We start from the raw sequence: 10,987 nt of genomic DNA, 5'->3' as shown, positions 1-10,987 counted from the left end.
TTTAGCTGTAACTTCACAACTAAAACCGGCGATTGTCATGGGACTTGCTGTAACCATCATTACTGCTTTTTCTAATGTTATTATCGCTCTAATTCGTAAAACAATTCCAATGCGAATCCGAATCATTGTTCAATTGGTGGTTGTTGCAGCCTTAGTGACTATTGTTAGTCAGATTTTAAAAGCGGTTGCCTATGATGTCAGTGTTCAATTATCAGTCTATGTTGGTCTGATTATTACCAATTGTATTCTCATGGGACGTCTCGAAGCCTTTGCCATGATGAATAAACCATGGCCAAGTTTCCTTGATGGATTGGGTAACGGACTTGGATATGCTATGATATTAGTTATTGTCGGTGCTGTTCGTGAACTCTTAGGACGTGGTAGTCTGCTTGGATTCCAGTTGATACCTCAGTCTGTTTATAACGCAGGATATATGAATAATGGCATGATGACAATGCCTGCTATGGCTCTGATTCTATTGGGTTGTGTCATTTGGATACATCGTTCTTACTTTTATAAAGAGAAATAATAAATTGAAATAAGATGGAACATATCATATCATTGTTTTTCCGTTCGATATTCGTTGATAACATGATCTTTGCTTTCTTCTTAGGCATGTGCTCATTCCTTGCCGTAAGTAAGAACGTAAAAACATCCTTTGGACTTGGCATCGCGGTTACTTTCGTGTTGCTTGTAACGGTTCCTATTGACTACTTATTACAGACAAAGGTCCTTGGTCCCAATTGTTTGATAGATGGAGTAGACCTTTCCTATTTAAGTTTTATTCTGTTTATTGCAGTTATTGCTGGTATTACACAACTTGTTGAGATGACAGTTGAGAAGTATTCTCCTTCGCTCTATTCTGCCTTGGGTATCTTCTTGCCTTTGATTGCCGTTAACTGTGCTATCATGGGAGCGTCGCTTTTCATGCAGCAACGTATTAATTTGGACCCTACTAACACACAATATATAGGCAATGTTGTAGACGCAATAGTCTATGCTGTGGGTTCAGGACTTGGCTGGACCTTAGCGATTGTGCTCATGGGTGCTATTAGAGAGAAGCTTCAGTACAGTGATGTTCCAAAGCCACTTCAAGGTTTAGGTATCACGTTTATCACTGTTGGACTTATGGCTATGGCTATGATGGTCTTCAGTGGACTTAAAATATAATAAGGTATATGGAACAATTCATTATATTAAGTATTGGAGTATTCCTCATCATTATACTCCTTCTTGTCGTTATGTTGCTTGTTGCTAAGAAATATCTTAGTCCAAGTGGTAACGTGAAAATAGAGATAAATGGAGATGAAACCCTTGAAGTACCACAGGGAAGTAGTGTGATGACAACGCTCAATGAGAATGGAATCTTCTTACCTTCTGCTTGTGGTGGTAAGGCCAGTTGTGGTCAATGTAAACTACAAGTACTTGAGGGTGGTGGTGAGATTCTTGACTCAGAGAAGCCTCATTTCACACGAAAACAGATAAAGGATCATTGGCGTTTAGGATGCCAGTGCAAGGTAAAGGGAGACTTAAAGATAAAGGTTCCCGAGAGTGTTATGGGTGTTAAAGAATGGGAGTGCACTGTTATTTCCAATCAAAATGTTAGTTCTTTTATCAAGGAATTTAAGGTAGCATTACCCCCAGGAGAGCACATGGACTTCATTCCTGGTTCATATGCGCAGATCAAGATCCCCGCTTATGATTGTATCGACTATGATAAAGACTTTGATAAGGGGCTTATTGGTGATGAGTATCTTGGTGGATGGGAGAAGTTTAACCTATTCTCTTTGAAGGCTCATAACCCAGAACCAACCATTCGTGCATACTCAATGGCTAATTATCCGGCTGAAGGCGATATCATTATGCTTACAGTTCGTATCGCAACAACGCCTTTCTTGCCACGTCCTCAAGTAGGTTTCCAAGATGTTCCTACAGGTATAGGGTCTTCTTATATCTTCTCTCTTAAACCAGGAGATAAGGTGATGATGAGTGGTCCTTATGGCGATTTCCACCCTAATTTCACTTCGGGTAAGGAGATGATATGGATTGGTGGTGGTGCAGGTATGGCTCCTTTACGTTCGCAAATCATGCACATGACAAAGACTTTGCATACCACTGATCGTGAAATGCATTTCTTCTATGGTGCACGTGCTTTGTCTGAAGCCTTCTTCCTCGAGGACTTCTGGGAGTTAGAAAAGGAGTTTCCTAACTTCCATTTCCATCTTTCACTTGATCAACCGGACCCAAAGGCTGATGCAGCTGGCGTGAAATACTATGCAGGTTTTGCTGTTAATTGCATCCGTGACACTTACCTTAAAGAACATGATGCACCAGAAGACTGCGAATATTATCTCTGTGGTCCTCCTATGCTCATTAAGACTGTTACGGATTATCTTGATAGTCTTGGTGTAGATCAAGATGCAATCATGTATGATAACTTTGGATAAGTTTTAAGATATCTGTTAAGAAAGGACATGCTAATAATGATTTGGCATGTCCTTTTTTATGATTAAACCTTTTGATTTCTTTTGATTGTTATTTCAATTTCAATATTTTAAATGTCTAATTTGAAGCTGATAACGCTTTTGATTAATATCAATACGATTCAGCTTATTCATGCTTTGTAATGTTTTGATATTCAAATTGGTAAAAGGTCTGATTTATATCATCACTTAAGATGACGTGGATTCGTATTGTTATTTGTGTCATTTTATCTCTTAATGAGCGTCATTTTATGCGCTCATTTGTGCCATTTTATCGAGTAATCCGCATCAAATCATAATTTAAGTTGCCTATACTTCTTTTTGAATTATTAATTGTAGTCATGTTTTTAAGCTAAAAAAACAGATTATTTCCGTATAGCTGATAAAAAAATTACTATCTTTGCAGTAAATGAAAGGTGGTGTTTATAACTATCGTTTTACACTCGCTATAATCATATAGACTATGAAGAAGGTAATATTTGTACTGGTATTGTTTTTCACTTTACCTATAGTTACGTTGGCAGATAGCTATAGTTCTTTGTGGAAACGTTATGAACAATTACAGAAAAAGAATCAGCCGCGTTCTGCATTAAACGTACTTAAAGAGATTATAACAAAGGCACGTGAAGGAAAATCCTATGGCAATCTCATCAAGTCTGAACTTGAACAGCTTGCAACCTTACAGGATTTATCGGGTGATTCATTGCAGCCTCAGTTAGAACGACTACGTGTTGTTGCTGAAAAAACAAAGAAAAGTGAACCTGTTGTATATGCAATCTATAACAATGTGCTTGGTCGTCTCTATCAATCACATTTCATTAATAATGCTGATTCAATGGTTGTTTGCAAACGTTTCTTTGAGCGTTCGATGCAAGATCCAGCCTTATTAGCAGCTGTAAAAGCTGATAAATATACGTCGTTGATGGTTACTGGTATTGATAGCCGTATCTTTAATGATGATCTTTTGCATGTTTTGGGTATCGTAGCAGGAGATTATCACACGCTTTATCAATGGTATTCTTCACATAATAATCGTAGTGCTGCCTGCTATTGTGCCTTCAAACTACTTGAAGAACAACACAAGTCATCTCGTAATGAGATGAAACATTCGAAATATCTGCAGCGTCTTGACTCCCTTATTTCATGTTATCAGGACTTGCCAATTGCAGGAGAATTGGCCATCGCTCGTTATGAATTTATGGATCAGGCGAACGATGTTACGGCTGTAGAGAAAATGAATTACCTTAACTATGCACTCTCAAAGTGGGGGAATTGGCCTCGTATGAACATCCTTCGTAATGCGCAAAGCCGACTTACACTACCGAGTTTTATGGCTGATTTTGGCCCTTCTGTGCAGTTGCCAAACAAAGAAATCATCGTAAGAATTCGTCAACTGACAAATATTCAAAGCCTAACGATGACGATAACACGCTTGAATGTACGCGAATGTGTATTGCCTAATCAGAATGGAACGTATGATTTTGATAAATTAGGAAAGTTGTTATTGGCTCCAACTGCTGTATCGTTGACACATCGTTATGTAGGACTTCCTGCATATCAAGTGAGTAGTGATTCGATGAGAATAGCTCCTTTACAAAAGGGAGTATATCTCATTGAGTTCTCAACTGACAATAAAGAAATCACGCCAAAACGTGCTTTGCTGCATATTTCAGATATCTATTTGTTGCAAGAGCAACTTCCTGAAGAAAAAAGTAAACTTATAGTGCTGAGTGCTACAACAGGAAAGCCCATTCCGAATGCAAAGATTAATGTGCAGTATCGTGTTTCAAAATCTAAGGAACCTAAATACACTACGACACTTCTTACTGATAAACAGGGTGAGGTTACTTTCAAACAAGTGAAAGATGCTTATAGTATTTATTATCAAGCTTACACATCTGATGATAAGTTTTGTTTGAGTACAAGCCCTGGTTCTTATTATTCAGCAGGAGATGAATATACAAAAGAAGATGAAGATGATTTCATAGAGAATCATATTCAGCTTTATACTGATAGAAGTCTTTACCGACCTGGTCAGCAAGTAAAAGTGAGTTTAATCAACTATAAGACCGATAGTCGTACGAAAAAAGCTACTGTCAATGTAGCTGATAGTGTTACTTTGGTTCTTAATGACGTTGATGATAATGAGATAGCAACGAAGAAAGTCGTCACCGATGAATTTGGAACGGCTTCTGCAACGTTTGATCTTCCTAAATCATGCAAGACTGGTGAATTTTCAATTGAAGCCAATGATGATGAAGAAACAGAGTTTCATGTAGAAGAATATAAGCGTCCTACATTCACGGTTGATTTCACTCCATACAAAAAAGCATATCAGAATGGGGATACTATTCACGTAGAGGGAAAAGCCAAGAGCTATGTAGGCACTCCTGTTCAGCATGCAAAAGTGGTGTATACGGTTACGCGTCGTCCACTTTGGACATGGTGGCGAGCTACTAATGAGTCGCAAATGACGCTTGGTAGTGATACGATTAAGACAGATGAAACGGGGCAATTCAGCGTGCCTGTAAAGCTTATTATGCCTGAAACAAATAATAATCTACCACGTTATTACTTTGTAGAAGTGAATGCGACTGTAACAGATGGTGCGGGAGAAAGCCATGAAGGCATAACAACTTTATTACTAAGTAATCGCTCAAGTTATTTTAATTGTCAAATACCAGAACGCATAGAGCGTGATAGTATGTTGCATTTTACCTTTGAATATAAGAATCTTCAAAGTGAAAATATTGCTGGAAAAGTACATTATAAGATAGATAATACAACCTATCAAGCCAATACAAATGAGCCAATTGCATTGAATCTTCAGAAGTTTAAGACGGGAGTTCATCTCTTGGAAGCTATTTGTAATGAAGATACTTTGCGTCGTTCATTCACTGTTTTCTCATTAAAAGATAAGAAGCCTGCAGCCGAAATGAAGGATTGGTTCTACGTAAGCAGTAAATCTTTTAAGGAAGATGGAAAACCTATTTATGTGCAGTTAGGTTCGAGTTTGAAAGATGTCAAGGTATATTATACTATTCTTTCAGGAAGCAAAATACTTGAGAATGGAAGCTTTGTCATTAATGATGAGTTGAGAACTCGTACTTTTAAATATAAAGAAGAGTATCATGATGGTATTAGATTAGCTTATGCTTGGGTGAAAGATGGTGAGCTCTTTGTACATAATGTCAATATACAGCGGCCGATTCCAGTGTTGAAACTAAAAACCAAGTGGATTACTTTCCGTGATAAACTCACACCGGGTCAGCAAGAAACTTGGACTCTTCAGATCACAGATAAAGACGGAAAACCAGCCCGTTCGCAACTCATGGCAACAATGTATGACATGAGTCTTGATGACATTTATAGTCATCAGTGGAACTTATTTGTAGATTTTGACTGGTCACTTCCTTACTTTCAATGGTCTGGAAACAGATTTTCAACACAGAGTCTTTATGGAGAAATGCCACTGAAACAACTCTATGTGCGTCCCTTTGACTTTACACATTACGTGTTGAATGATGGTGTTCGACCTGCTGTTATGATACGAGGAGCAGTGTCAGGGGTGAAGAAGTGTTTGACAGCAAGCAGCAATGCGGTTTATGATTCAGCTGAAAGCTCTCTGTTTGGGTCAAGAGGTCCCGAACTCCAAGAGGTTGTTACATTAGCTTATTCAGCATCAAAGACTCGCACAGAAGCGCCAAAACCGAAGCAGGAACAAGTTCCATTACGTAAGAATTTCAATGAAACAGCGTTTTTCTTCCCAGCACTTCAGACAGACAATAAAGGCAATGTGAGTATAAAATTCACGTTACCGGAGAGTGTAACAACATGGCGTTTCATGGGACTTGCACATGATAAACACATGAATAATGCGCTGGTTGAAGCTATAACTGTAGCAAAGAAGAGCGTAATGATTATGCCGAATATGCCTCGTTTTATTCGAATGGGAGACGAATCTGTGTTATCCAATCGCATTGTTAATACTACAAATGTTGCTCAAACAGCACAAGTTGAAATGCAAATACTTGATCCTAAGACCGAGAAACAATTGTTATCTTCATCTAAAAAGATAACGCTTGCAGCTAATTCAACTTCAAATTGTGACTTCACTTTGGTTCCGTCACAACTTCGTTCGATTGGTTATGACCTTGATGCTGTAGTTTGTCGCATGAAAGTTAATGGAGAGTCATTCAGTGATGGAGAACAACACTTGCTGCCAATTCTTTCAGATAAGGAACATATCGTAACGACTTTGGCGTTCAGTCAATATGAACCAGGAACTGAAACGATAGCTGTTGATAAGCTGTTCCCTGTTAAGAAGAATGACAATAAGCTAAAGGTTACCTATACAAATAACCCTGCTTGGATGATGGTTGAGGCTCTTCCAACAATTGCTCACGCTTCAACAAAGGATGCTATCGGCCTTGCTGCCAAATATTATGCAAACACTTTGTCGGCTCACTTGATGCAGATTGCAGGACAGAATGATTCTTTATCTGTGATGAATGCCTATAAAGAAGAATCCCTTTTCGCGCTTCGTCAATTACAACTTGCTGATGGTTCGTTTGCATGGTGGCCTGGAATGCGAGGTTCTTTCTATGTAACAGTGGCAGTAACAGAAATGCTTCAACGTCTAAATATGATGTTAGGTGAGCAGACATCTACAAAGAAATTGTTGACCAACAGCATGAAGTTTATGGCAGGAGAGGTTAGTAAACATGTCGAAGTTCTTAAGCATTTAGAGGCTAAGAAATATGATAATTTGCTACCTTCTGAAGCAGATATGCAGTATCTTTACATTTGTGCTATGCGCAAAGAAGGGCTAAATCACCCTGATAATAAATATCTTTTAGGACTTGTAGAGAAACGTCCTGCCTTGTTTACTATATATGGTAAGGCAATGATGAGCGTTATTTTGGCTCGTAATGGTAATGTGAAGTTGGCGAAAGAACACCTTGAAAGTCTTAAGCAATATATGGTTTATACGGATGAAATGGGCCGTTATTTTGATACAAAACGTGCTTCTTATTCTTGGTTTGATTATCGAATACCAACTGAAGTAGCTGCAATAGAAGCTATAAAGATGGTAACTCCTGAAGATAAAAAGACAGTTAGTGAAATGCAACGATGGTTGTTGCAAAGCAAGCGCACTCAAAGTTGGGACACTCCGATTAACGCTGTCAACGCTATTTATGCCTTTATGCAAGGGCAAACAAAGGAAAGTCTTACGAACTATGGTGCTAATACGGTGTTAAAACTTAATGGTACAGAGCTTAAAACAAAAGAAACTTCTGTAGGACGTGCTATGGTTGAGGCTGAAAAGACAGGTAAAAGATTTGGTGTTTTAACAGCCGAAAAGACTTCAAACAATATTAGTTGGGGGGCTGTTTATGCTGAATATGATCAGGATATCAAAGATGTTAGTCAACAATCTACCCAACTTAGTGTGACTCGTCAGCTCATAGATGCCGATGGAAAGGTTGTAACAACAGACAAATTCAAAGTGGGTGACAAGCTAAGAGTGCGCATTACACTTAAAGCAGACCGTGATTATGACTTTGTAGAAGTAGTAGATAAGCGCCCGGCATGCCTTGAACCTGTTGATCAAATGAGTGGTTTCAACTGGCAATACTATTATTCTCCTGGAGATTACACTACAAATTACTACTTCGATTGTCTTTCAAAAGGAACTCATGTGATAGAAACAGAATACTATATTGACCGCGAAGGCGCTTATATGAGTGGCATTTGTACTGCACGATGCACGTATAGTCCTGAATTCAGCGGACGTGATAAAGCAATTAAATTGAATAATGAAAAGTAATATCTTGATAGGAAGCATGTTGCTATGTGCTACGCTTTCTGCACAAGCACAACGCATCAATGCTGATCAACCGGTTGTAAATGTAGGGCAAGTGCTCTTCAAACAGCCTGTAAAAGCAGAGTTTATACTAAAGAATAAAGGCTTAAAGACCTTACGAATAAAGGAGGTTAAGACCAGTTGTGGATGTACAACAGTGTCATTTCCAGAGGTTGTTAACGCTGGAAAGGAGTTTACTGTGAGTGCTATTTACAATGCACAAACACTCGGAAACTTCTATAAGCAGGTGGCTATTTATAGCAATGCAAGTAAAGAACCTGTTATGTTGACAATGAAAGGTGTGGTTGTCAATGAAATAAAAGATTTCATAGGAAACTATGCTTATAGTCTTGGTGATTTGAAGGTTGACGTGAATGAGATTGAATTTGATGATATTAATCGTGGCGATCAACCTTCGATGAAGATTCATATCTTTAATAATTCTAACGAGATTGCACAGCCTGTGTTCATGCATTTGCCTAATTATCTTACAGCAGAAGTGTCTCCTTCACGTATAGCTCCTCATCATTCGGGAACAGCAACGCTTTCGCTTGACTCTCGGAAGCTACGTGATTTTGGACTAACACAAACCAATGTGTATCTCGGTTTTGCTCCTGGTGATAAAGTTTCTGAGCAAAAGCAGATTCAGGTTTCAACTATTTTGCTGCCTGCTTTCCAACAAATGACACCCCAACAAATAACAAATGCTCCTAAGTTAAAGCTGTCGACAGATAGTCTTAACCTTGGAAACTTCAATGGAAGAAAGCGAATTAAGGGAGAGATTGAACTTACAAATACTGGGCATTCAACGCTTGAAGTGCGCAACTTACAAATGTTCTCTAATGGTTTAGAGATAGCCTTGAATAAGACAAAGATTGCTCCTAATGGGCAAGCGAAGCTTAAAATAACGGCTGTTCGCGATCAAATCAAAGAGCCAAACCGGGCATTGAGAATCCTAATGATAACCAATGATCCTGACAATGGAAAGGTGGTTATCAAAATACATGTTAAGTAAATGCTACAGATTGAAATTGATAATGGCAGTGGTTTCTGCTTTGGGGTAACGACAGCAATAAAGAAAGCCGAAGAAGAGTTAGCCAAAGGGGGAACCCTTTACTGCCTTGGTGACATTGTACATAATAGCATGGAGGTTGAAAGACTCCATGAAAATGGTCTTATTACAATTAATCATGAGCAATTAAGAGAATTGCATAATGTGAAGGTTTTACTGAGAGCACATGGTGAACCGCCTGAAACTTATGCATTAGCACATAAGAATAACATTGAGATTATTGATGCAACATGTCCTGTTGTATTGCAACTTCAGAGACGAATCAAGAGGCAATACGAAGATGTTGAAGATGAATTAGTGCAGCAAACGGATGCTAATCGTCAGATCGTTATTTTCGGAAAGAATGGTCATGCAGAGGTTCTGGGATTAGTGGGGCAGACCAACAGCAAGGCGATTGTAATCGAAAAGTTTGATGATGTGAAAAAGCTTGATTTCAATCGCAGTATATATCTCTATTCGCAGACTACGAAAAGCTTGGATGAGTTTCATCATATCATCGATTATATTCAGTCACATATTTCTCCAGATGCAGAGTTTAAGAGCTTTGATACGATATGCAGACAGGTGGCAAATCGTATGCCTAACATCGCAAGTTTTGCAAGTAGACATGATGTTGTGATTTTCGTTGCTGGTAAAAAGAGCTCTAATGGGAAAGTGCTTTTTAAGGAATGTTTGACTGTAAACCCCAATAGTTATCAGATAGAAAGTGCAGATGAGATTGATATGCAATGGTTTCATGGAGCTAATACCGTAGGAATCTGTGGTGCAACAAGCACTCCAAAGTGGTTGATGGAAGAGTGTAGAGATTATATTAAGCGTTGGTATAAAGTTTGATTTCACCCTTGTATAAGGTTGTTTGTAATCACGTGGTAAGTTGTTGTGAATCAGTGTGTTTTTAAGTTTTGGTTAGATTATTCTGTAAACTGCTTTATTTTACATGGTAAACGGTGCCTTTTTACCGAATAATTTGAATCATTTTATCGTGTAAAATGCAGCAAACGATAATTTGATGTTATTCATTTTAAACTAAGAAATGGATGATGAAAGTTTGTCGTTTGCATTTTGATAGGGTAGAGGAATGGGTAGAATGTCTTGTCATAACATTGATTCTTAGTTGTAATTCCTATTAATTTAGTGTTTATTTATAGTAAATGTTGGTATAAGAACAGACCAACTATCGAATAGAGGACGATGATAATCGTTCCTTTATGCACCGGTTGGTCTGATATTTACTGCTTACTTACGATATTTACAGCATCCAGGGAGTTTGTTATAAGTGGCTTGTGAGGCTTTTATATTGCCGCTATCGTGGCCTGAAGCCGCTATCGCTTTTTGCACTTTCTTGGTATCTGTCTTGGTGTTGTCATACACAAGGGTGAGTTTTTGCGCTTTAAGGTTCCAGGTAGCTGATAGAACTCCAGAAACAGATTTAGCCGCTTTTTCTATGCGTGGCTTACACATTTCATTACATTTCCCGTTTACAGGGATTTCTGTTTTCACTGTTTTGGCCTGCATGGTTGCGCTCATGGCTGCAACAGCAAGCATTGTTAAAATCACTTTTTTCAT

7 protein-coding genes are annotated in these 10,987 nt (G+C 38.4%); 6 read left to right on the top strand and 1 reads right to left on the bottom strand.

The window, feature by feature from the left end; translation table 11 throughout:
* The 6 genes from HMPREF9420_RS02090 to HMPREF9420_RS02065 all read left to right on the top strand — a co-directional run.
* Positions 1-529: NADH:ubiquinone reductase (Na(+)-transporting) subunit D (locus tag HMPREF9420_RS02090; protein WP_007133742.1), on the top strand; the 529-nt coding region annotated here is incomplete at its 5' end.
* A gap of 14 nt (positions 530-543) precedes the next feature.
* Positions 544-1,170 (top strand): NADH:ubiquinone reductase (Na(+)-transporting) subunit E, encoded by a 627-nt coding sequence (gene nqrE / locus HMPREF9420_RS02085; protein WP_007133741.1) that lies wholly within the window; start codon positions 544-546, stop codon positions 1,168-1,170.
* An 8-nt stretch (positions 1,171-1,178) separates the two neighbouring features.
* Positions 1,179-2,447 (top strand): NADH:ubiquinone reductase (Na(+)-transporting) subunit F, encoded by a 1,269-nt coding sequence (gene nqrF / locus HMPREF9420_RS02080; protein WP_007133740.1) that lies wholly within the window; start codon positions 1,179-1,181, stop codon positions 2,445-2,447.
* A 499-nt stretch (positions 2,448-2,946) separates the two neighbouring features.
* Positions 2,947-8,313, top strand: a complete 5,367-nt coding sequence (locus tag HMPREF9420_RS02075) for an alpha-2-macroglobulin family protein (protein ID WP_007133739.1) — start codon at positions 2,947-2,949, stop codon at positions 8,311-8,313.
* Entirely contained in the window at positions 8,303-9,364 is a 1,062-nt protein-coding gene (locus HMPREF9420_RS02070; RefSeq protein ID WP_007133738.1) for a DUF1573 domain-containing protein, read from the top strand. The genes HMPREF9420_RS02075 and HMPREF9420_RS02070 overlap by 11 nt, the downstream gene beginning before the upstream one ends.
* Positions 9,365-10,255 carry a 4-hydroxy-3-methylbut-2-enyl diphosphate reductase gene (locus HMPREF9420_RS02065; RefSeq protein ID WP_007133737.1) on the top strand — a complete coding sequence of 297 codons (891 nt, stop codon included), beginning with the start codon at positions 9,365-9,367 and terminating at the stop codon, positions 10,253-10,255.
* Between the two features lie 402 nt (positions 10,256-10,657).
* Here the strand turns inward: HMPREF9420_RS02065 and HMPREF9420_RS14520 are convergent.
* A partial coding sequence (locus tag HMPREF9420_RS14520; protein ID WP_007133736.1) for a heavy-metal-associated domain-containing protein occupies positions 10,658-10,987 on the bottom strand: 330 nt, incomplete at its 5' end.

It is taken from the genome of Segatella salivae DSM 15606, assembly GCF_000185845.1.
Classification (GTDB): Bacteria; Bacteroidota; Bacteroidia; order Bacteroidales; family Bacteroidaceae; genus Prevotella; species Prevotella salivae.
This window is presented reverse-complemented; position numbering and strand designations above follow the sequence as displayed.